The following is a 21,429-nucleotide window of genomic DNA, read 5'->3' on the forward strand; positions in this document are numbered from 1 at the left end:
CGAAGTGATTCTCGACCAAGCAGTCCAGATGATCAATCGAGCATCGCCAGGACTTTGCCGCAATAAGCCTTCGAGACTGGGTTCATGCGGGTTGCGCCGTGGCCGGCATTGTACTTCAGGATCGTGTCGCAGGTTTCGCCACCGCCGAGCTCATGCGCTGCAGCCAGGTATTTCATGCCAAATTTGATGTTCGTCTCCGGATCGAACAATCCTTTACTCGTCCCCGAATAACCCATCATCCTTGCAGTCGCCGGCTTGATTTGCATGAGACCTATTTCACCCGCGCTACCGCGTGCATTCGGATTGAAATTGCTCTCTACGCGCACGACCGCATGAGCAAGCTCGACGGGCACATCGTACTGGTTTGCATATTTGACAATGAGAGCGGAATACTTGTTGGCGGTGAAGTCCGGCATCGCATAGCCGCTGGTCCGGTCAACAGTCTTCAAAGGAACTGTCTGAGATCTTGCACCCCATTCGCCCGCAAAGGCGCAATTGATACTCATCAACAGTGCGTTCGCGCACACTGCAGCAGAAATAATCTTCTTCATACAGTCTAATTACTCCGACCCAAAGAATTTCCGGATCGAAATTCTAATAACAATCCGGCCATATGCAGCAGATATACATTAGATGTTCTGCAGCAATTCTTTTTGTTTCAATTGACAACCGCCTGAAACCCCAAAACAAACCAGGCGGCACCGTTCGACGATGGCGTTAGACCATCGCAATGAGGAGATAATAGGGAAATCATGTGGCGGCGCAGCAGACACCCGAATTCTTCGGAGTCGGAGCCGCTTAAAAGTACGACTTATGAGGAGTAGCGCGGAAGCGACGCCAGCAGACGGTGTAGCGTGTCTATCGTCGAAAAATCCGCAATTCCGTCGATCCGCGCAGGCCGAAAGTGGCGTTGGAAGGCCTCCACATCGCCCGCCGTCTTATCGGAGAATTCGCCTGTGATTTCCGTCGCATAACCGTAAAGCGAGAGCATCGACTGCAAGGCCTCGACCGGCTGGCCGTGGTCTCCGCGTTGGAAAAATCTTCCACCTGCGATCGGAGCAGGCTCGACCCAGTGCCCGACACCAGCTCTGTGAAGGCCTGCCCAGGGAAATTTTTCCCCCGGATCAACCTTCCTAATCGGTGCAACATCGGAGTGTCCAAGCACCCGTTCGGGGGCAATGGACCAACGTTGGCCGCAATCGCGACACAATTCAATGACTGCCTGAATTTGTTCTTGCGGATACTCGGGAAGACCGCCGGGGTGCCCCGCATTGGCGATCTCGATCCCGATCGACACAGAGTTGATATCGGTCTCGCCCTGCCAGTAACTTTTGCCGGCGTGCCAGGCGCGGCGCTCCTCAGGCACGAGCTGAAGAACCTCGCCGTCTTCACCTACGAAGTAGTGACTCGAGACCTGGCTCTCGTCACGACAGAGCCACTCCAACGCTCCATCCGGCGTTGGCATGCCCGTATAGTGCAGAAGGATCATATCAGGCTTGCGCCCGCCCGCACGCTCCCCGTGATTGGGCGACGGACGAACAAGGGCTTTCCGGTAGTCGGCCTCGAACGAGGTCATGCTGCGCGGCGTTCCTTTTCGATCGCCTCGTAGGCTGCATTCAGAGCAGCCATCCGCTCATTGGCAATGGCATGGAACTCGGCTGGTACGCCACGGGAAATCAGCCGATCCGGATGATGTTCACTGACAAGGCCATGATAGCGACGGCGAATCGTCGTGAAGTCATCGGAGGGCGACACGCCGAGCACCTTGTATGGGTCGCGACCCATGGAGACATGGCGCGCTGCGATCCGTTCGAAATGCTCTTCATTCATATGGAAGATCTCGCCGACATGCCGCAGGAAGGCCAACTCCTTCTCGTGGACGAGCCCGTCCGCCTTGGCGATGTGGAAGAGACCGTCCAGCACCTCTTCCAGCACCGGGCAATTGGCTGCACAAGTCACGCACAAAGATGAAAGGCGCTCTGCATAGGCCTCATAGCCGGCAACGTCCTGACGCGCCATATTATAGAGGCGTGCAACATTCTTCGCCTGCTCGGGCGGGAATTCGAAGATCTCACGGAAGGCATCGACCTCCCTCTCACTGACGATTCCATCCGCCTTGGCCATCTTCGCCGACAAAGCGATGATCGCGACCGAGAAGGCGACCTTGCGGCGCGTCTCGGGATCACCCTCGAAAACTGTCCGGATAGCCTCGACCACCGCCGAAAGGACGTTGCCCGCGGTGTTGCCAATGGCATTCAGCAGTTTTTCCCAGAAGGACATAAAAGTCTCTCGCAGTGCAAATAGATGAAACACCTTGACCAAATAATGCCTGCGTTTGCAAGGCGGCGATTGGTCGTAGGATGGAATAGACCTTTCACAATTCGTTCATGGTCGCAGCGCGAAGTGGGTCCCAACTGCTGCCAGTGAGTGACGATCGCGCTTTCCACAGCCTTCTGAAGCGCCATCTCGAGCTTGAAACGATTATATCACCGCTTCCGCCTGTCTTCGCCGTTTGGGGCCTGATTTTCATAATAACTACACTTTACATGCCCCTTTCCCTGTCGCATCCATGCGTTAGGTAAGCAGCACGCAACTGCGCTGTTATGAGACGTTGGAGGGATCATGGCCAAACAGAAAGTCGCAATGCTCACGGCTGGAGGCCTGGCACCCTGTCTGTCGTCGGCGGTCGGCGGACTTATCGAACGCTACAGCGACGTGGCGCCGGACATCGAGCTTGTCGCTTATCGCTCCGGATACCAAGGAGTGCTCCTCGGCGATAGCATAAAGATCACCGCTGACATGCGGGAGAAGGCACCGCTTCTGCATCGTTACGGCGGCTCACCGATCGGCAACAGCCGCGTCAAGCTGACCAACGCAGCCGATTGCGTGAAGCGTGGCCTGGTCAAGGAAGGTGAAAATCCACTGCGCGTGGCGGCCGAGCGCCTCGCCAATGATGGGGTCACGATCCTTCATACGATCGGCGGCGACGACACGAACACCACGGCTGCCGATCTGGCGGCATATCTGGCCGCCAATGGCTACAATCTGACGGTCGTTGGCCTGCCCAAGACGGTCGACAATGACGTCGTCCCCATCCGCCAGTCGCTCGGCGCGTGGACGGCCGCGGAAATTGGCGCGCAGTTCTTCGACAACGTCAGCAACGAACAGACGGCGGCACCGCGCACCCTGATCATCCATGAAGTCATGGGACGCCACTGCGGCTGGCTGACGGCAGCAACTGCCCGGGCCTATCTGCAGCGGACGAAGAATTACGAATATGTCGATGGCTTGATGACGAACGCCAAGATGAAGAGCATCGATGCGGTTTATCTCCCTGAAATGGCGTTCGACCTCGATGCGGAAGCCGCACGACTGAAAGAAATCATCGACCGCACGGGCCACGCGACGGTATTCGTTTCGGAGGGCGCTTGCCTTGACGCCATCGTCGCGGAACGCGAGGCCGCCGGCGAGACCATCAAGCGCGACGCTTTCGGCCACGTGAAGATTGATACGATCAATGTCGGCGGCTGGTTCCAGAAGCAGTTCGCAGGCCTCATCAATGCCGAGCGCTCGCTCGTGCAGAAGTCGGGCTACTTTGCCCGTTCGGCACCTGCCAACAGCGATGACCTCCGTCTCATTCAGAGCATGACCGACCTTGCCGTCGAAAGCGCCCTCAACAAGGTATCGGGTGTTACCGGTCACGACGAAGCGCAGAACGGCAAGTTGCGGACAATCGAGTTCCCGCGCATCAAGGGCGGCAAGGCTTTTGACATCTCCACCAAGTGGTTCGGCGAAGTCATGGACACAATAGGGCAGAAATACCGGACGGCATGATTGACTGAGGGTTGATATGGTGTCTTTGCTTTTACCCTAGGGAATAGGAGGAGATTCCATGTCGCTCGAAGCCTGGTTCGCTTTTGCCGCTGCGTCTGCAATCATGCTGGCCATCCCGGGCCCGACGATTCTCCTCGTCGTTTCCTATGCCCTCGGTCATGGCCGTAAGACGGCGCTTGCAACGGTAACCGGCGTTGCACTCGGCGACTTCACCGCGATGACCGCATCGCTATTCGGATTGGGGGCCCTACTCGCGGCCTCCGCAACCCTGTTCACGGTACTGAAGTGGATCGGCGGCGCCTATCTGATCTGGCTCGGAGTAAAACTCTGGCGTGCACCCGTGATTTCCGAGCCCATGGCAGACAATGACAACCTGCCCGAAAAGAAATCGCTCAAGGTTTTCCTCCACGCCTATGTCGTAACGGCTCTCAACCCGAAGAGCATCGTATTCTTCGTCGCATTCGTTCCGCAGTTCCTCAATCCGGATCTGCCGTTCTTTGGCCAGATGCTCGTCATGGAAGCCACCTTCCTGGTGCTCGCGACCATCAATGCCTCTATCTATGCGCTGGCCGCAAACGCGGCGCGCGGCCTTATCCGCAAGGCAAGCGTTCAGCGCGCAGTCAACCGTACCGGCGGCACCTTGCTCATTGCTGCAGGCGCCGTAACCGCTGGCTATCGGCGCATCGCCGCGTAAATATTTTCGGCGGGTTGCGGCTAAACAACGAATACGTTAATTGCGGAATCCGGGCTTAAGGTTTTTGGTAACTTCTAAATGCTGCCGGGGCGGCGCATTCACGAAAGTGAGAGTATGGTAGCGATCGGTTTTTCCGGCCTGAAACGCAGTCTCATCGTCTCGACGATGCTCTGCGGCGTTGTTGCCGGATGCACGAGCGTCGAATACACGTCGCAGGCAGAATTGACCGCAGCCCAGACCGTTGTTCCGACGCCGAAGCCGGGCGAAGACGCTACGCTTGCAGCCGTGCCGGCCGGCGAAGGCGCGCCCCAGACGGCGATGATCACCACCGCCGATCCGACAGCAACTGCCCTGGCAGCACCGGCCATGCCGGCAACCGATCCCTCTCAGTTGAGCAGCCAGATCCAGCAGGCCACAGCAACGGGTTATGCGCAGATCCCGCTCACGCCCGAGATGACGGCTATCCAGTCCGTTATACCGACACCGCGACCGGGCACCACTTCTCCGTCGACGCAGCTCGCCTTTGCTGCGACGCCGCAGGCTGGCACTGGTGCGATTGCCGCGCTTTCCGCAATAGATACCATGCCGCATCCGATGATGGACTACGGCTTCGACACCTCAGGTCCGTCCGACCCGCCGACCGCTCCACCCATGTTCAGCGACAGCGACGACGATGGTGCACCGACGGTCGAGAAAAGCGCGATCACCAAAATTATCGACAAGTACTCGAAGCTTTACGAGGTGCCCTCATCCCTGCTTCACCGCGTCGTGCATCGGGAAAGCCGTTACAATTCGAAGGCCTATAACAAGCGTGGCTACTTCGGCCTCATGCAGATCAAGTACAATACGGCTAAGTCGATGGGCTACAACGGCGAGCCCGCCGGCCTGTTTGACGCCGATACCAACATCAAATACGCCGCCAAATACCTTCGCGGCGCCTGGCTAGTCTCCGACAACAGCGAAGACGATGCGATCCGCCTCTATGCCCGTGGCTACTACTATGATGCCAAGCGCAAGGGCATGAACGACGTCGCCCACGGCAACTACTGACCACTGCCGGGCAGCACCGCTAGAATCTCCTTTACCAGGACCTGCGGCTTATAACGGAGCCAGCTCGGCGTCAGCCCGAGCCTGACGACGACAAGCTTCGCGGATGGCACGATCGCAATGCTCTGTCCGTCGTGCCCCTCCATCCAGAAGGTGTCATCGGGAAGACCGGCAATGGTGCTGCTGTCACCCCCCGGCGCGGCAAGCCAGGCCTGCGCCTGCGTATATTTGCCACCCGAGGCCACAGTCGGCGTCCGCATTGCCGCCATGAACTGTTCCGGCAACAGCCTCTGTCCATTCCAGACGCCGTCTTGAAGAAGAAACTGCCCGAAACGGGCCCAGTCCCGCGCAGTGGCGTAGAGATAGGAGCTGCCGGCAAAGGTGCCGCGCGCGTCAACCTCCAGTACGGCACTCGACATGCCGATCGGGTCAAACAGCGCCATCTTGGGATAGGCAAGCGCCGCCTGCATGTTGCCGATCCGATCCATCCATATCTTCGAGATCAAAACCGATGTGCCGCTCGAATAGTTAAAGCGCTGGCCCGGGCTCGCCTCCAAGGGGAGGCTCGCCGGGAGCGCCGTCATATCTGCATCGAGATAGAGCATGCGTGTGACATCTGCGACCGTGCCATAATTCTCGTTGAAGGCCAGGCCGCTCTCCATGCCCAGCAGATCGCTGAGCTTGATTGCTGAATGGTCGCCGCCCTGCCACTGCGGCAGGAGGGCGGCATCATCAAACCCGATCTTGTTGTCCTGCATCAGCCGTCCGACAATCGCCGCATTGACGGTCTTCGTCATCGACCACCCCGTCAGCGGCGTCGTCGGACTGAAGCCGTCACCGTAGCGCTCGGCAATGATACGGCCGTTGCGAACCACGACAACCGCGCGCGCTGCAGGACCGGTCAAGTCGCTGTGCGAGAGCAGTGCGTCGATACGGCTGTCATTGACCGTCGCGACGGCATTACCCTGCGGCCATATCGCATCATTTTGCGGCTCTCGAGCGACCGGACGATCGGGCACCGCGCTCGCGGCCGCTTCAAAATCCCCGTCCGGCACGCTGCTGCAGCCGAGCGCGCCGCGATAAATTGCATAGCCCGGTGCGAAGACCCCGAGGATGCGCGCTGTAACCCGCTTCTCCTGCCTGTCGACAACCACACGCACAAGCCGCAGCAACGGATTTCCGGGCGCCTGAACGTCCTCATAGAGCACCTGTTCAGGATCCCGCCCTGCAAGGAAGACGTTCGAGCAAACGATCTTGGCCGCATAGCCGTCGCCCACCCGCAGCAATTCAGGTGGGCTGACATAGAGCCAAGCCGCGCCCATTGCGACGATCGCGATCAGCAGAAGGGCAAGTGACTTCACGACACGCAGCACAAATCGCATGTACGGTCCTCCATGCCTGCAAGAGAAGCAGGAAAGCCCGCGGCGCGAAAGACCCCAACGCCCGGATGGTTTCTATTTGCTACCGCAGAAAGGCCTGCCCACAGCCTGCGTCATCAAACTGTAGTGACGGCGCGCTAAACGCCCTGAACGCTAAAAGGGTGAAAGACTCATATGACGGAATTTGCACCGGATGCCGGCTTCCGCAAGAACCGGAAACTCAAGGCAGCTCTTCTCCGCCACAATGCCTTCTCCAAGGCGGGCTTTTCGGAACGGCTCTTTGGCCTGCTGTTTTCCGGTTTGGTCTATCCGCAAATCTGGGAAGATCCCGACCTCGACATGCTGGCGATGGAGCTTCAGCCGCATCATCGCATCGTGACGATCGGCTCCGGCGGCTGCAACATACTCGCCTATCTCTCCAAAAGCCCGGCGTCGATTGATGTGGTGGACCTTAACCCGCATCACATCGCCCTCAATCGCCTGAAACTCGCGGCGTTCCGTCACCTTCCCGGACACGCCGACCTCGTTCGCTTCCTCGCCACACCGCGCGAAACATCGAACAGCCGCGCCTTCGACCAGTTCCTCGCAGCAAATCTCGACGAGACAACCCGGAACTACTGGAATGGCCGCAAGTTCGGCCGTCGGCGCGTGACGGTTTTCGACCGCAACATCTACGAAACGGGTCTCCTCGGTCGGTTCATCGGTGCAGCCCACCTGCTTGCCCGCCTGCACGGCGTCGACCTGACGGAGATGACCAAGACGCGCTCGCTGCGCGAGCAGCGCCAGTTCTTCGACGAGAAGATCGCGCCGCTCTTTGACAAGCCGGTTGTGCGCTGGATCACCGGCCGCAAGAGCTCGCTGTTTGGCCTCGGCATCCCGCCGCAGCAATACGACGAACTGGCAAGCCTCGCGGCCGACCAGTCCATCGCTCCGGTCCTACGCCACCGTCTTGAGAAGCTCGCCTGTCACTTCCCCATGCAGGAAAACTATTTTGCCTGGCAGGCGTTCGCTCGCCGCTACGCGCCAAGGGGCGAAGGCCCGCTTCCGACCTATCTCGAGCCCGCGAACTACGAGGCGATCCGTGCCAATGTGGATCGCGTCAACGTTCATCACGCAAGCTTCACCGAGCTGCTCGCCGGCGAGCCGGCAGCCTCGCGCGATCGCTATATCCTCCTGGATGCACAGGATTGGATGACGGACCAGCAACTGAATGATCTATGGGCCGAGATCAGTCGCACAGCCCGTGAAGGCGCTCGGGTGATTTTCCGCACCGCGGCCGAAAAGAGCATCATCGAAGGACGCCTGTCGCCTGCGATCCGCGATCAGTGGACCTACATGGAGGAACGCTCGATTGAACTGACGGCGCTCGATCGCTCGGCGATCTATGGCGGCTTCCATATCTACAGGAAGACCGCGTGAGCGGGGTCGACACGAACCCGGTCGCAAAGGACGACGACCACGCCGCCCTGATGGACGGCATGTACCGTTATCAGCGCCACATCTATGACCTGACGCGCAAGTATTACCTGCTCGGTCGCGATCAGACGATCCGCAATCTGAATGTGCCGGCAGGCGGCACCCTTTTGGAGGTCGGTTGTGGAACCGGCCGCAACCTCGCACTTGCCCATAGATATTATCCGCAGGCTAAGCTCTACGGGCTCGATATTTCGGCGGAGATGCTGATCTCCGCGCGCAAGACATTCGATACCAAAGCCACGCTCCCTGATTTCCGTGTCGCGGACGCGACGGCCTTCACGCCGCGCGAGTTCGGCGTCGGCGGCTTCGACCGCATCCTCATTTCCTATGCGCTTTCTATGATTCCCGACTGGGAATGCGCGATCGACTCGGCCTTGGCCGCCCTAGCCCCCGGCGGCGAGTTGCACATCGTCGATTTTGGTCAGCAGGAACGCCTGCCGAGCTGGTTTGCGCGTCTTCTCAAGGCATGGCTGCGAAAATTTCACGTGTCGCCGCGTCCCAATCTGCGGCAGGTTCTTAAGTCTCAAGCCTCTGAAAACCAAGGACGACTGACGTTCGAGACCATCGGCGGCGGCTATGCCTGGCGGGCTGTCATTGTGACCAAACCTTGACATTTCGCTTGAAACTAACCGAATTTTTACGTTGATATGGGAAATAGAGGGGACATTCCTCTGCTGGACGCGTTTATCACGAAGGTCGAGCTGTGGGGCAAAAATTCCATTCGTTTCGCGACGGAACATCTATGCGCCGGCTTCTGTTTTGCGTTTTGCCGTTGGCTGTCATGCTCGCCGGGTGCACGTCATCGGGCTATGACTATCTCGAAACAGCGTCCGTAAAGCCGAAGACGCGCTTCAAGGACACCGATCCTCAGGACTTCGGAACAAAGCATCCGGAGAAGCAGCCAGTTCACGGCATCGACGTCTCGAAGTGGCAGGGCGATATCGACTGGCAGACGGTCAGGAACTCCGGCGTCGCTTTCGCATTCATCAAGGCGACCGAGGGCAAGGACCGCGTCGATTCGCGCTTCAATGAGTACTGGCAGCGCGCCCGCGCCGTGGGCATTCCGCACGCTCCCTATCATTTCTACTATTTCTGCTCGACGCCTGATGAACAGGCCGATTGGTTCATCAGCAACGTGCCGAAAGACTCGATGCGGCTGCCGCCTGTCCTCGATGTCGAATGGAACTCAGAGTCCAAGACATGCCGTTATCGCCCCGATCCAGCCACGGTGCGCGCACAGCTGCAGCGCTTTATGGACCGCCTCGAGGCCTACTACGGCAAGCGTCCGATTATCTACACGTCGGTCGATTTCCACCGTGACAATCTCGTCGGCTACTTCCAGAATTATCACTTCTGGGTCCGCTCCGTCGCCAAACATCCCGAAGTTACCTATGCCGACCGCCGGTGGGCCTTCTGGCAGTACACGTCGACGGGCGTCATCCCTGGTATCAAGGGCCCGACGGACATCAATGTTTTCGCCGGATCGACGCAGAACTGGCACAACTGGGTAGCCGCGGTATCCAAGGACACAAATTCTTAGTAACGTCCCCTCGTCTTTCTTGCTTCCGTCACAATCATCTGGGAAATCGACGGAAATTCCATTGACGACGAGGATCGAAACTATGCACCGCTCGCCCGCAAGCCGCACGGCACTTGCACTCCTTTTTGCCGCCGGTCTTGCCACCGGCGCTGCCGCTCAGACGCCGGCACCGAGTGCACCGGCTTCGCAGGCGGCCGCCCCGGCATGTGATGGTGATCTCGCTGCGTTCTTGGCCGGCGTAAAGGCCGACGCGATTGCAGCAGGCGCATCCGCAGAAGCCGCCGACAAGGCACTTGAAGGCGCACAGATCGACCAGAAGGTCTTGAGCCGCGACCGCGCGCAGGGCGTGTTCAAGCAGACCTTCCTGGAATTCTCACAGCGCACCGTCAGCCAGGCCCGCCTCGATATCGGCCGCCAGAAGATGAAGCAGTATGCGGATGTCTTCGCCCGCGCCGAGCAGGAGTTCGGAGTGCCCGCCGGCGTCATCACGGCCTTCTGGGCCATGGAAACGGATTTCGGCGCTGTGCAGGGCGATTTCAACACCCGCAACGCGCTCGTGACGCTGGCTCATGATTGCCGGCGCCCCGAGTTGTTCCGCCCGCAGCTGATCGCCCTTATTGAAATGGTTCAGCATGGTGATCTCGAGCCGGCAACCAACACAGGTGCCTGGGCCGGCGAGATCGGTCAGGTCCAGATGCTGCCCCGCGATATCGTCGCTTACGGGATGGACGGTGACGGCGACGGCCATGTGCGCCTCAAGCAGAGCGCTCCCGATGCCATTCTGACGGCAGCAAAATTCATCCAGCATCTCGGCTTCCAAAAGGGGCAGCCCTGGATTCAGGAGGTCACACTTCCCGAGAGCCTCCCGTGGGAAAAATCCGGTATTGGCGGCCCTATGACGGCCGGCGATTGGTTTGCCCTTGGTGTCAAGCCGCGTGACGGTAACACGAGCTTCGGCAACCTGCATGCCGACCTGATCCTGCCCCAGGGCCGCCTCGGCCCGACCTTCATCGCTTACCCGAACTTCCAGATCTACCTCGAGTGGAACAAGTCGTTCATCTACACGACCTCGGCCGCTTATTTTGGGACCCGCCTCGCCGGTGCCGAGCCCTATCTCAAGGGCGCGCCCGAACAGGGCCTTTCCAATGATCAGATGAAGGAACTGCAAACGAAGCTCGGAACGCTCGGCCATGACGTCGGCAAGGTCGACGGCATCCTGGGTTCAGGCACGCGCGTTGCCATCCAGAAGGAGCAGCAGCGCCTCGGCATGCCGGCCGACGGCTGGGCAACGCCGACGCTCCTTAACTCCCTCTGATCGCGCATCTTGAGCGCACGCCTTCGGGCCGGGTTTCACACCCGGCCTGTTCATTTGCGCGGATTATTCCATGGTTTCAGACGCTTCAGGCAAAGCCTTCATCTTGCCGCAAGTGTGAAGGCAGGATCGCCGACTTTAACGGCAGGTTAAAATCTGTGAATATTTTTCTGCGGGAATTTCTTTCGCAATTTCAGTGAATTAGTTGCGGCCCCGCGTCCGTGATGTGACATTTTCGCCGCAGTGCAGTATAAAATCCGCTTTCCAAGCGACACAATCACGACATATTATCGCACCGTTAACGCGAGGAGACAGACATGGGACTTACACAATCCTTGAATGTCCTTTTGGTCAGCGCGGCGTTTGCATTCGTATTGACAATGCTTTTCATCTGAACGTCGTGCCGATTGAACAGTGCCGAGACTCCTGAGTAGCGAAACAGTTCAATGAATCGGAAAAGCGCATCCCACGAGGAGATGCGCTTTTCTTTTTGTCTTCCGACAGGAGCAGCCTATGCGGCGGCACCGGCCTTCTTGGCACCGTCCCGCGTGAAGCCGAGATTGGTCAGCACGGCCGAGACGAGCGGCGCACGATTCATGGTGTACAGGTGAAAGTCGGTGAGCCCGCGACGGGCCAGATCTTCGATCTGTTCGGCTGCAACCTCGGCCGCAACCTTTGCTCTTTCTTCCGGCTTGTCGTCGAAGCCCGCAAAGCGCTCATCCAGAAACGCCGGTATGAGAGTGCCGCAGGCGCCGGCGAAGCGCTTCAGCTGCGTCAGGTTCTGGATCGGCATGATGCCCGGCACAACGGGAATATTGATACCGGCGGCCCGCACTTGCTCCAGATAGCGTTCGAAATTGTCGTTGTCGAAGAAGAATTGCGTCAGCGCCCGGGTCGCGCCGTTGTCCGCCTTCTGCTTCAGCATGTCGATGTCGGCAGCGGTATCGCGGCTCTCCGGATGCTTCTCGGGATAGGCAGAGACCGAAATCTCGAAATCGCCAATCTCGCGCAGTCCGGCAACCAATGCCGCCGCGTTTGCATAGCCGCCGGGATGCGGCTGGTAGGGCGCGCCGACGCCGCCCGGAGCATCGCCGCGAAGCGCTACAAAATGCTTGACGCCAACCTTGCGGAAGGTCTCGATGACGCTGTGCGTTTCATCCTTCGTCGCCCCGACGCAGGTGAGATGCGATGCGGTGGCAAGGGGAGTCTCGGCGAGAAAGCGCGAGACGGTCGCCAGCGTCGGTGCCTTGGTGGTGCCACCGGCGCCGTAGGTTACCGATACGAAGTCGGGATCCCAGTCCTGCAGCTCGCTGACCGTGTTCCACAGCTGACCTTCCATCTCTTCCGACTTCGGCGGAAAGAACTCGAAGGAAATACCGATCTTGCGGCGCGCGGCGCTGTTCAAAGCCATATGATTATCTCCCGGCAAATATGGGTTCGGCGCCTTCGCTCGCTGAGGAGGCTATGAGACGCCGGGGGTCGCGCGCAAGCCAGACGGTGACGGTGAGCCCCTGCCCGCTTTGATGACCCGGATGAAGGTCGACGACCTGCTCGACATCCAGCCCCGCCTTCCGCAGCCAGTCGGATATCGACTGATGCGAGAAGCCGAGGCGAACATGCGCATGCTCGTCACGAAGGTATTCCAGCCCATGCGGCGCCAGATCGATGATGACCAACCGCCCGCCCGGCCGCAGCATACGCGCCGCCTCGGAGATCGCGATCTCGGGCTGATCGAAAAAGTGCAGCACCTGGTGGATCGTGACCACGTCGAAATCCTGCGCCTCGAACGGCAGGTTCAGGATATCGGCTTGACGAACGGATGCCTTGGTGATCCCTGATTTGTCGAGATTGGCACGCGCCACGCTCAGCATATCGCGGCTGGCGTCCACGCCGATCGCCCGGCGATAGAGGCCGGACAGGAGTTCAAGGATGCGACCCGTCCCGGTGCCGAGGTCGAGGAGCGAGTCAATCGGCTGGCTGCCGAGCAGCCGAATGACGGCGGCATCGACCTCTTCATCGGCGGCATGCAGCCGGCGAAGCTCGTCCCACTCGGCGGCGTTGCGGCTGAAATAGGCCTGTGCGCGCTCCGCCCGCTGGCGCTTCACGGCAGCCAGGCGCTCGCTGTCACGCAGGATCACCGGATCATTCTCGGAAGCATGCGCCAACAGGCTGCGGACGAAAAGGACTGCCTTGCCATCCTGACGCAGCCGGAAATAGGCCCAGGCGCCCTCCTGGTAGCGGTCGATGAGATCCGCTTCGCCGAGCAGCTTCAGGTGGCGAGAGATGCGAGGTTGGGACTGGCCGAGGATTTCGGTAAGATCGGTGACCGTCAGGTCTCCTGCCGCGAGCAGGGCCAGCAGGCGTAGACGTGTCGGCTCACCGGCCGCCCTGAGGACGTCCACCAACGCATCCAGTCCGAGTCTGATAGGCTCACCCATATCCGATCCAATCAACATATAAAGATATCTTTATGTGAATCGAGGGGACGTGGCAAGACGCAATTCAATCCGTTCACGAAATTAGCTGCTCGGATCGCGACATCAATGCGCGCAAAAAAGCCCCGGCGAACCGGGGCTTCAACGCTTAAAACCAATATCCGATGATCAGCGCGTCAAGCGCTTGTAGGTCACGCGCTTCGGATTGACCGAATCGGCCCCGAGGCGGCGGATCTTGTCCAGCTCGTACTCTTCGAAGTTACCTTCGAACCACTCGACGTGGCTGTCACCTTCAAAGGCGAGGATGTGCGTGGCCAGACGGTCAAGGAACATGCGATCGTGGCTGATGATGACGGCGCAGCCGGCAAAATTCTCGAGCGCATCCTCAAGGGCTGCCAGCGTTTCCGTGTCGAGGTCGTTGGTGGGTTCGTCGAGCAGAATGACGTTGCCGCCGGCCTTCAGCATCTTGGCCAGGTGCACGCGGTTGCGCTGACCGCCCGAAAGCGTGCCGACCTTCTGCTGCTGGTCGCCGCCCTTGAAATTGAAGGCGCCGCAATAGGCGCGCGAATTCACTTCGTGCTTGCCGAGCTTGATGATGTCGTTACCGCCGGAGATTTCCTCCCAGACGGTCTTGTTGCCGGCGAGCGCGTCGCGGCTCTGGTCGACATAGCCGAGGTCGACAGTCTCACCGATACGAATGTCACCGCTATCAGGCTTTTCCTGGCCGGTGATCATGCGAAACAGCGTCGTCTTGCCGGCACCGTTCGGACCGATGACACCCACGATGCCACCGGGCGGCAGCTTGAAGGTCAGGTTCTCGATCAGCATGGTATCGCCGTAGCCCTTGGTGAGGTTCTCCGCTTCAATAACCACCTGGCCGAGACGCTCGCCGACGGGGATGACGATCTGCGCATCGCCGGGGCGACGGGCGTCGGCCGCAGCGACCAGTTCGTCGTAAGCGCGGATACGGGCCTTGGACTTCGCCTGACGGGCCTTCGGGCTGGAGGCGATCCACTCCTGCTCGCGGCTGATCGCCTTCTGGCGGGAGGCCTCTTCGCGGCCCTCCTGCTGCATGCGCTTCGCCTTCGCCTGCAGGTAGGCCGAATAATTGCCTTCGTACGGGATACCACGGCCACGGTCGAGCTCGAGGATCCAGCCTGTGACGTTGTCGAGGAAGTAGCGGTCGTGGGTAATCATCAAGACGGCGCCCGGATATTCGCGCAGGTGCTTTTCAAGCCAGGCGATGGTCTCGGCGTCGAGGTGGTTGGTCGGTTCGTCGAGCAGCAGCAGATCAGGCTGCGCGAGCAGCAGGCGGCAGAGTGCGACGCGGCGCTTTTCGCCACCCGAGAGCTTTTCGACCGAGGACTCGCCGGGCGGGCAGCGCAGCGCGTCCATCGCCATTTCCACCTGGCTTTCGAGGTCCCAGAGGTTCTGGCTGTCGATGACATCCTGGAGCTTAGCGCCCTCTTCCGCCGTCTCGTCGGAGTAGTTCATCATCAGCTCGTTGTAGCGGTCGAGGATCGCCTTTTTCGGCGCAACGCCTTCCATGACGTTCTCAAGGACCGTCTTGGAGGCATCGAGCTGTGGTTCCTGCGCGAGGTAACCGAGCGTTGCGCCGTCGGCCAGCCATGCCTCGCCAGTATATTCCTTATCGAGGCCCGCCATGATGCGCAGCACGGTCGACTTACCAGCACCGTTCGGGCCGAGAATACCGATCTTGGCATCCGGATAGAAAGATAGGTGGATGTTCTCCAGCACCTTCTTGTTGCCGTAAGCCTTGTTGAGGCCGGCCATATGGTAGATGAACTGACGTGCCATTGATAATTCGCTCCGCGGGGGATTTAAGTTTTGCCGCTATGTAGGCGAATTGCGCCAAAGGAGCAACGCGCGACGGCCAAAAACCGGAGGCTTTTGCGACCGTCGTCGGGATCGGAACCTGGCACGCTGTTCTGTTAGTCGGCTCGTATGGCCTAAAGGTCGACAGACCGGCCTTGGTTTTCGGTGAGCGGGATCAAAAGCCGGCGGCGTCCACGACGCCCTCATTGCAGCCGAACGACGTCCGCCCTGCCCCTTGGATAAGGTCGCGCAGGCTCGTTTCGCCATTCGATGTCGCGGCTTCCGAAAGACCGATCGTGAGTTCGCTGATGACGCGGTTTCCACCGGTACGCCGGCAGCTCATCTTGACGCGATCTCCGGCGCCAGCGCCAAAGCTTTTATCAAATACGGCCTTGATCGCCTCCGCCGTCAGCGGCTTGCCGATATTGGTCGCGAACAGATCGCGGACCGCCGAAGCATTGAGCTCGTCGATCAGCCGGACAGACGTGGCGAAATAGTCGTCGGCACTCAGCTTTGTGCAGGTACCGTGTTTGATCCACTCATGCCGCTCCAGGCCGGATTGCGTTCCAGGCATCGCCTTTGCGAGTGCGGTCTTGGTCGCAGCAGACAGCTCCACCGCCGGCAGCTTGTTCCAGTCGCCGTCCTTGTCCGCGGCGCGCAGGTCGCCGGAGACGTCGCAATAATCCTTGCGCATCGGCCATAGCCCGTGCAGCGAGAAATTGGTCGCATCGAACCTGTCCTTGGTCTGGCTGCTGCATTCCGGTTTGCGCTGGTTGGTTTCGCAAAAGGCAGGCTGCCAGCTGGCAGCCAGAATGAAGCGCGTTCTTCCAGCGCCATCCTGGGCTCCCGCAACGCCGGCAGCCGCGATCGCAATCAGGAATACTGCCATACGCAGAAATGGATTGCTCATTTTCATCCCCACAAGGAACAATTCATGAACAAGAAATCACGCCGGCTTTATTTTCACAACCCTCAATCCGTAGGATGCGAAAATCCGGTCGCATAAATATTTGGATGTGTTGCATTTCCCGGGCGATCTGATCTTCTCCCGCCAATGGGAGGATATGATGTTTGCAGATACGCAACGCCTTGAAACGGCGAACGCTTCGCTTGGATTTCATCACGAACCGGCGCAATCCGAGGCACGCGGAATTATCCTTGTCTCCCATGGACTGGCCGAGCATTCCAAGCGTTACGCCCGTTTTGCGGTGGCGATAGCGGCTCGTGGCTACCATGTCTTCGCCTTCGATCACCGTGGACATGGCGAGACGACCGCGGCCGACGCACCGATCGGGCGTTTTGCGCGCAAGGAAGGCATCCGGCAGGTGATCGATGATGTCGGTTCGGTCCGCGACCACGCCGTGACGCAGTATCCCGGCCTACCCGTCATTCTTTTCGGACATTCGATGGGAGGCCTCATTGCGCTTAACGCGGCGCTCACCCATCCGGAGAAATATGACGCCCTCGCCGTCTGGAACTCCAATTTCAACCCCGGGATATCAGGACGGGCCGCGCAAGCGATCCTGCTCGCCGAACGTGCACTGAAGGGCTCTGATGTTCCGAGCGGCATCCTGCCGAAGCTCACCTTCGGCACCTGGGGCAAATCCATCGCCGGCCGTCGAACCGACTTCGATTGGCTAAGCCGCGATCCTGCCGAAGTCGACAAGTATATCGCGGACCCGCTGTGCGGCTTCGATGCCTCGGTGTCACTCTGGCTCGATATTTTCGAACTGACGTTTCGCGCCCCGCGAATGACGCATCTGGAACGACTGCCGAAGCTGACGCCGATCCATCTTGTCGGCGGCGGGCAGGATCCGGCAACAGATGGCGGAAAAGCGGTGATCTGGTTGTCAAACCATTTGAAAGCCCATGGCTTCTCCCGTATCACGACGCAGATATATCAGGACATGCGCCACGAAACGCTGAATGAAATTGGAGCGGACGCGGCCATCGCTGCATTCGCTGACTGGTGCGACGAAGCGATCGCAAGATCCTGAACCGAAGGATTTCGCGATGGACAATGGCATCTCTTCCCGCCCCGCAGCCGCTTCGGAGGTGTCGACCGGCATTCTGTTGATGTTCCTGTCGGTGCTTGTATCCCCGATCATCGACATCTTTTCTAAGCTCGCAATAGCTACGATTCCCGCGGCAGAAATCACGGCCGCGCGCTTCGTCGTGCAGGCCCTCTGCATGCTGCCGATCGTCATCTGGCGCGCAAGCTGGAAGACCTTTTCCTGGCGCGCCAACATCTTTCATGCCATCCGAGGCGCCATCATAACCATCTCCATGGTCTCCTTTGTTACGACGCTGAAGTACATGCCGGTTGCCGATGCGATCGCGATTTTCTTCGTCGAACCCATCATACTGACGATCCTGAGCAGCATCTTCCTCAAGGAGACAATCGGTTGGCGCCGCTACACTGCCTGCGGCGTCGGATTTTTCGGCGCGATGCTGATCATCCAGCCAAGCTTCCAAGAGGTCGGCTACGTCGCGCTTCTGCCTGTCGTCAGCGCGTTGTGCATCGCCATCTTCGCCTTGATGACCCGCGTGCTTTCGCATCGGGAAGATCCGTGGGCGATGCAGCTTCAGATGGGCATCTGGGGTCTGCTGTTCTGCGCCATCCTGCTGGCTTTCGGCAGCGCGACGGGTTCCGACGTCTTTGACGCGGTGATACCGGATGGCCGTGGCTATCTCTACCTGCTCGGCGTCGGTGTCACGGCTGCCATCGCCGGCATCTTCGGCGTCTATGCCTACCGCGCAGCGCCCGCCTCGACATTGGCACCGCTGCAGTATTTCGAGATCGTGTCGGCGACCGTCTTCGCCTGGCTCGTCTTCGGCGACTTTCCGGATGCGCTCAAGTGGCTCGGCATCTTCATCATCATCGCATCGGGCTTGTACATCATCTGGCGCGAGCGACGCTTTGCATCGAAGCCGGTATCCGATACACCTCAATCGGCCCTGGCGCCCTGATCTGCTCGTGGGAGGAACATGACAGACAATCAGCCCCAAAAGCCGCCGCTGTCCGGCATACGCGTCATCGAGCTTGCGAGGGTCCTTGCAGGTCCATGGGCGGGCCAGATGCTAGCCGATCTCGGCGCCGACGTGATCAAGGTCGAAAACCCGGAGGGAGGCGATGACACCCGGCACTGGGGACCACCCTTTGTCGAGGGTGCCGACGGCGAAAACCTCTCCGCCGCCTATTACCACGCTGCCAACCGCGGCAAGCGTTCGATCACCGCCGACCTAAAGCGCGAGGAAGATCAGGCGCTGGTCCGCCGCCTCATCGCCACGGCCGATGTGGTCATCGAGAACTTCAAGCTCGGTGGGCTCGTGAAGTACGGTCTCGACTACGAGAGCCTGAAAAAGACCAACCCAAAGCTCGTCTATTGCTCGATCACCGGCTTCGGCCAGAACGGTCCCTATGCCAGCCTGGCAGGCTATGACTATATCGTTCAGGGCATGTCCGGCTTCATGTCGATCACCGGCGAGCCGGACGGACAGCCGATGAAAGCAGGCGTTGCGATCGCCGACATCTTTACCGGCATTTACGCGGTCGCAGCCATCGAGGCAGCGTTCATCCACGCGCAGAGGACCGGCGAAGGGCAGCTGGTCGACATGGCGCTGCTCGACGTCCAGTCGGCCGTGCTCGCCAACCAGAACATGAATTATCTCGTGTCCGGCCGCGCCCCGACGCGACTTGGAAACGCGCATCCGAATATTTCGCCCTATGAAGTCGTGCCGGCCGCCGATGGCTATCTGATCCTCGCGGTCGGCAATGACGGCCAGTTCCGACGCCTGTGCGCCATCCTCGGCCTTAAGGGCATTGTCGACGATCCGAGCTTTTCGACGAACAAGGCGCGCGTAGCAAACCGTGACGAGGTTCGCAGGCTGGTTTCGACCGAAACGTTGAGATGGCAGAAGGCCGACCTGCTGCGGGCCTGTGAGACGGACGCCGTTCCGGCCGGCGCGATCAATACCATCGAGGAAATGTTTGCGGATCCACAAATTCAGGCGCGTGGGTTGCGGGTAGATCTCGCCGACGCAAAGGGTACCGTCATTCCCGGCGTGAGGACGCCGGTCGTGCTCTCGCAGACGCCCTTGCGTTACGAGCGGCCGAGCCCGCGGCTGGGAGAGCATCAGGAGGAGGTTCTGGCGGAGCTCGCCGAACTGGAGGAGAAAAGATCATCATGAAAAGAACCGGCGGGGAACTGATCGTCGAGGCCTTGAAAGCGAATGGGGTGAAACGCCTCTCCTGCGTGCCCGGCGAGAGTTTCCTTGCCGTTCTCGATGCGCTTTATGACAGCGACATCGACGTGGTGGTCTGCCGTCAGGAGGGTGGCGCGGCCATGATGGCCGATGCCTGGGGCAGGCTCACCGGCGAGCCCGGCATCTGCATGGTAACGCGCGGGCCTGGCGCCACGAACGCCACGGCCGGGCTGCATATCGCCAGGCAGGATTCCATTCCGATGATCCTCTTCATCGGGCAGGTCCAGCGCGACGCCCGCGAGCGAGAGGCTTTTCAGGAGGTCGAGTTCCGCCGCGCCCTCACCGAATTCAGCAAGTGGGTGGGCGAGATCGACGATGCTGCTCGCATTCCCGAGTTCGTCACCCGCGCATTTGCGATCGCCACGTCAGGCCGTCCCGGCCCCGTCGTCTTATCACTGCCCGAAGACATGCTGCGCGACGAAGTGGAGGCGCCCCGCGCCAAGCGCTATTTGCGCGTCGAAGCGCATCCCGGTCGTCGTCAGATTGACGACTTTTACCTGCGACTGCTGAAGGCGGAGCGGCCGATGGTCATCGTCGGCGGCACACGCTGGGATGCGGATGCGGTCGCCGATCTGAAAACCTTCTCGGAACGCTTCGCCCTGCCCGTCGGATGCTCGTTCCGTCGGCAGATGCTGTTTGATCATCTACACCCCAACTATGCCGGTGATGTCGGCATCGGTATCAACCCCGCACTGGCAAAGGAAATCAAGGAGAGCGACCTGCTGATCCTGCTTGGCGGGCGCATGTCGGAAATGCCCTCCTCCGGCTATACGCTCATCGACATCCCCTACCCGCAGCAATCGCTTGTCCATATTTATCCCGATCCATCCGAGCTTGGCCGTGTCTACAGGCCCGACCTCGCAATCTGCGCGAGCCCGAGTGATTTCGTTGCGGATCTTGCTGATCTCGAGGCACCAAGCGAACTCAGATGGGCGGAGCGCACCGAACGGATGCATCAGGCCTACATTGCGTGGTCGACACCGCCGCAAAGCGGTCCCGGCCCAGTCCATATGGGACCGATCATGGAGTGGATCGAGGCAAATACGCGCCCCGATGCGATCTTCACCAACGGTGCCGGAAACTATGCCACCTGGCTGCATCGGTTCCATCGTTTCTGTCAGTTCAACACCCAGGCGGCACCGACATCAGGCTCCATGGGCTACGGCCTGCCGGCCGCGGTTGCTGCCAAGCAGCTCTTTCCCGAACGCGAGGTCATCTGTTTCGCCGGGGACGGTTGTTTCCTGATGCACGGCCAGGAATTTGCGACCGCCGTTCGCTACAACCTGCCGATCATCGCCATCGTCATCAACAACGGCATATATGGCACCATCCGCATGCATCAGGAGCGCGAGTATCCCGGTCGCGTCAGTGGCACCGATCTGACGAACCCGGACTTTGCGTCGCTTGCGCGCGCTTACGGTGGCCATGGGGAAACAGTCGAGACGACGGAAAGCTTCGCAGCCGCCTTCGAGCGCGCACGGGCGAGCGGCAAGCCCTCGATCATTGAGGTAAAGCTTGATCCGGAAGCAATTACGCCGACGCGTACGCTTTCCGAAATTGCCCAAACAAAAAGCCGGTGAGCGAACCCACCGGCCTTCGAAATCGCAATG

The 21,429-nt window shown here is 59.8% G+C and carries 19 protein-coding genes; 11 read left to right on the forward strand and 8 right to left on the reverse strand.

Features of this window, described 5'->3' with window-relative positions:
- Positions 1–32: 32 nt before the first annotated feature.
- The 3 genes from PMI09_RS28020 to PMI09_RS28030 form a co-directional block, all read right to left on the reverse strand.
- Positions 33–551, reverse strand: a complete 519-nt coding sequence (locus tag PMI09_RS28020) for a lytic transglycosylase domain-containing protein (RefSeq protein WP_007802330.1) — start codon at positions 549–551, stop codon at positions 33–35.
- Positions 552–811: 260 nt separating this feature from the next.
- Positions 812–1,576, reverse strand: a complete 765-nt coding sequence (locus tag PMI09_RS28025) for an N-acetylmuramoyl-L-alanine amidase (protein ID WP_007802332.1) — start codon at positions 1,574–1,576, stop codon at positions 812–814.
- Complete coding sequence (locus tag PMI09_RS28030; protein WP_007802334.1) at positions 1,573–2,280, reverse strand: J domain-containing protein; 708 nt, start codon at positions 2,278–2,280, stop codon at positions 1,573–1,575. The genes PMI09_RS28025 and PMI09_RS28030 overlap by 4 nt, the downstream gene beginning before the upstream one ends.
- A 342-nt stretch (positions 2,281–2,622) precedes the next feature.
- On the opposite strand from PMI09_RS28030, the gene PMI09_RS28035 reads away from it, so the two are divergent.
- The 3 genes from PMI09_RS28035 to PMI09_RS28045 all read left to right on the forward strand — a co-directional run bounded on the left by PMI09_RS28035 (position 2,623) and on the right by PMI09_RS28045 (position 5,578).
- Entirely contained in the window at positions 2,623–3,834 is a 1,212-nt protein-coding gene (locus PMI09_RS28035; RefSeq protein ID WP_007802335.1) for a pyrophosphate--fructose-6-phosphate 1-phosphotransferase, read from the forward strand.
- A gap of 58 nt (positions 3,835–3,892) precedes the next feature.
- Positions 3,893–4,528 carry a LysE family translocator gene (locus PMI09_RS28040; RefSeq protein ID WP_007802337.1) on the forward strand — a complete coding sequence of 212 codons (636 nt, stop codon included), beginning with the start codon at positions 3,893–3,895 and terminating at the stop codon, positions 4,526–4,528.
- A 114-nt stretch (positions 4,529–4,642) separates the two neighbouring features.
- Positions 4,643–5,578, forward strand: a complete 936-nt coding sequence (locus PMI09_RS28045) for a lytic transglycosylase domain-containing protein (RefSeq protein ID WP_037084414.1) — start codon at positions 4,643–4,645, stop codon at positions 5,576–5,578.
- On the opposite strand, the gene PMI09_RS28050 is transcribed toward PMI09_RS28045, so the two are convergent.
- Positions 5,572–6,957 (reverse strand): serine hydrolase domain-containing protein, encoded by a 1,386-nt coding sequence (locus tag PMI09_RS28050; protein ID WP_007802340.1) that lies wholly within the window; start codon positions 6,955–6,957, stop codon positions 5,572–5,574. The two genes, PMI09_RS28045 and PMI09_RS28050, sit on opposite strands and share 7 nt — an antisense overlap.
- A gap of 171 nt (positions 6,958–7,128) precedes the next feature.
- Between PMI09_RS28050 and PMI09_RS28055 the strand changes: the two genes are divergently transcribed.
- From PMI09_RS28055 to PMI09_RS28070, 4 genes are all read left to right on the forward strand, one after another.
- Positions 7,129–8,373, forward strand: coding sequence for a DUF3419 family protein (locus PMI09_RS28055; protein ID WP_007802342.1), 1,245 nt, complete (start codon positions 7,129–7,131; stop codon positions 8,371–8,373).
- A 50-nt stretch (positions 8,374–8,423) separates the two neighbouring features.
- Entirely contained in the window at positions 8,424–9,041 is a 618-nt protein-coding gene (locus tag PMI09_RS28060; protein WP_052026613.1) for a class I SAM-dependent methyltransferase, read from the forward strand.
- A 131-nt stretch (positions 9,042–9,172) separates the two neighbouring features.
- Positions 9,173–9,970, forward strand: a complete 798-nt coding sequence (locus PMI09_RS28065) for a glycoside hydrolase family 25 protein (RefSeq protein ID WP_007802347.1) — start codon at positions 9,173–9,175, stop codon at positions 9,968–9,970.
- An 82-nt stretch (positions 9,971–10,052) separates the two neighbouring features.
- The gene (locus PMI09_RS28070; protein WP_007802349.1) at positions 10,053–11,285 is read left to right on the forward strand and encodes a lytic murein transglycosylase; all 1,233 of its coding nucleotides are present in this window, start codon (positions 10,053–10,055) and stop codon (positions 11,283–11,285) included.
- A 508-nt stretch (positions 11,286–11,793) separates the two neighbouring features.
- Here the strand turns inward: PMI09_RS28070 and metF are convergent.
- The 4 genes from metF to PMI09_RS28090 all read right to left on the reverse strand — a co-directional run bounded on the left by metF (position 11,794) and on the right by PMI09_RS28090 (position 16,463).
- The gene (gene metF / locus PMI09_RS28075) at positions 11,794–12,693 is read right to left on the reverse strand and encodes a methylenetetrahydrofolate reductase [NAD(P)H] (protein WP_007802352.1); all 900 of its coding nucleotides are present in this window, start codon (positions 12,691–12,693) and stop codon (positions 11,794–11,796) included.
- A 4-nt stretch (positions 12,694–12,697) separates the two neighbouring features.
- A complete protein-coding gene (locus PMI09_RS28080; protein ID WP_007802354.1) occupies positions 12,698–13,720 on the reverse strand; it encodes an ArsR/SmtB family transcription factor in 1,023 nt (340 codons plus the stop codon).
- 165 nt (positions 13,721–13,885) lie between these two features.
- Positions 13,886–15,535 (reverse strand): energy-dependent translational throttle protein EttA, encoded by a 1,650-nt coding sequence (ettA, locus tag PMI09_RS28085; protein WP_007802357.1) that lies wholly within the window; start codon positions 15,533–15,535, stop codon positions 13,886–13,888.
- A gap of 193 nt (positions 15,536–15,728) precedes the next feature.
- On the reverse strand, positions 15,729–16,463 hold the full coding sequence (locus tag PMI09_RS28090; RefSeq protein ID WP_007802359.1) for a ribonuclease T2 family protein: 735 nt from the start codon (positions 16,461–16,463) through the stop codon (positions 15,729–15,731).
- A 157-nt stretch (positions 16,464–16,620) separates the two neighbouring features.
- Here PMI09_RS28090 and PMI09_RS28095 point away from each other — a divergent pair, with 157 nt between their 5' ends.
- The 4 genes from PMI09_RS28095 to PMI09_RS28110 are packed head-to-tail and all read left to right on the forward strand — an operon-like array spanning position 16,621 to position 21,399.
- Positions 16,621–17,550 carry an alpha/beta hydrolase gene (locus PMI09_RS28095; RefSeq protein WP_007802361.1) on the forward strand — a complete coding sequence of 310 codons (930 nt, stop codon included), beginning with the start codon at positions 16,621–16,623 and terminating at the stop codon, positions 17,548–17,550.
- Between the two features lie 16 nt (positions 17,551–17,566).
- Complete coding sequence (locus PMI09_RS28100) at positions 17,567–18,523, forward strand: DMT family transporter (RefSeq protein ID WP_007802363.1); 957 nt, start codon at positions 17,567–17,569, stop codon at positions 18,521–18,523.
- Between the two features lie 18 nt (positions 18,524–18,541).
- Positions 18,542–19,744, forward strand: a complete 1,203-nt coding sequence (locus tag PMI09_RS28105) for a CaiB/BaiF CoA transferase family protein (RefSeq protein ID WP_007802366.1) — start codon at positions 18,542–18,544, stop codon at positions 19,742–19,744.
- Entirely contained in the window at positions 19,741–21,399 is a 1,659-nt protein-coding gene (locus PMI09_RS28110; protein ID WP_007802368.1) for a thiamine pyrophosphate-binding protein, read from the forward strand. The genes PMI09_RS28105 and PMI09_RS28110 overlap by 4 nt, the downstream gene beginning before the upstream one ends.
- Positions 21,400–21,429 lie beyond the last annotated feature (30 nt).

The organism is Rhizobium sp. CF122 (assembly GCF_000282035.1).
Lineage (GTDB): Bacteria > Pseudomonadota > Alphaproteobacteria > Rhizobiales > Rhizobiaceae > Rhizobium.

Coding starts and splice junctions, on each gene's coding strand:
- PMI09_RS28020 (WP_007802330.1), bottom strand. CDS start 551: ATGAAGAAGATTATTTCTGCTGCAGTGTGCGCGAACGCACTGTTGATG.
- PMI09_RS28025 (WP_007802332.1), bottom strand. CDS start 1,576: ATGACCTCGTTCGAGGCCGACTACCGGAAAGCCCTTGTTCGTCCGTCG.
- PMI09_RS28030 (WP_007802334.1), bottom strand. CDS start 2,280: ATGTCCTTCTGGGAAAAACTGCTGAATGCCATTGGCAACACCGCGGGC.
- PMI09_RS28035 (WP_007802335.1), top strand. CDS start 2,623: ATGGCCAAACAGAAAGTCGCAATGCTCACGGCTGGAGGCCTGGCACCC.
- PMI09_RS28040 (WP_007802337.1), top strand. CDS start 3,893: ATGTCGCTCGAAGCCTGGTTCGCTTTTGCCGCTGCGTCTGCAATCATG.
- PMI09_RS28045 (WP_037084414.1), top strand. CDS start 4,643: ATGGTAGCGATCGGTTTTTCCGGCCTGAAACGCAGTCTCATCGTCTCG.
- PMI09_RS28050 (WP_007802340.1), bottom strand. CDS start 6,957: ATGCGATTTGTGCTGCGTGTCGTGAAGTCACTTGCCCTTCTGCTGATC.
- PMI09_RS28055 (WP_007802342.1), top strand. CDS start 7,129: ATGACGGAATTTGCACCGGATGCCGGCTTCCGCAAGAACCGGAAACTC.
- PMI09_RS28060 (WP_052026613.1), top strand. CDS start 8,424: ATGGACGGCATGTACCGTTATCAGCGCCACATCTATGACCTGACGCGC.
- PMI09_RS28065 (WP_007802347.1), top strand. CDS start 9,173: ATGCGCCGGCTTCTGTTTTGCGTTTTGCCGTTGGCTGTCATGCTCGCC.
- PMI09_RS28070 (WP_007802349.1), top strand. CDS start 10,053: ATGCACCGCTCGCCCGCAAGCCGCACGGCACTTGCACTCCTTTTTGCC.
- metF (WP_007802352.1), bottom strand. CDS start 12,693: ATGGCTTTGAACAGCGCCGCGCGCCGCAAGATCGGTATTTCCTTCGAG.
- PMI09_RS28080 (WP_007802354.1), bottom strand. CDS start 13,720: ATGGGTGAGCCTATCAGACTCGGACTGGATGCGTTGGTGGACGTCCTC.
- ettA (WP_007802357.1), bottom strand. CDS start 15,535: ATGGCACGTCAGTTCATCTACCATATGGCCGGCCTCAACAAGGCTTAC.
- PMI09_RS28090 (WP_007802359.1), bottom strand. CDS start 16,463: ATGAGCAATCCATTTCTGCGTATGGCAGTATTCCTGATTGCGATCGCG.
- PMI09_RS28095 (WP_007802361.1), top strand. CDS start 16,621: ATGTTTGCAGATACGCAACGCCTTGAAACGGCGAACGCTTCGCTTGGA.
- PMI09_RS28100 (WP_007802363.1), top strand. CDS start 17,567: ATGGACAATGGCATCTCTTCCCGCCCCGCAGCCGCTTCGGAGGTGTCG.
- PMI09_RS28105 (WP_007802366.1), top strand. CDS start 18,542: ATGACAGACAATCAGCCCCAAAAGCCGCCGCTGTCCGGCATACGCGTC.
- PMI09_RS28110 (WP_007802368.1), top strand. CDS start 19,741: ATGAAAAGAACCGGCGGGGAACTGATCGTCGAGGCCTTGAAAGCGAAT.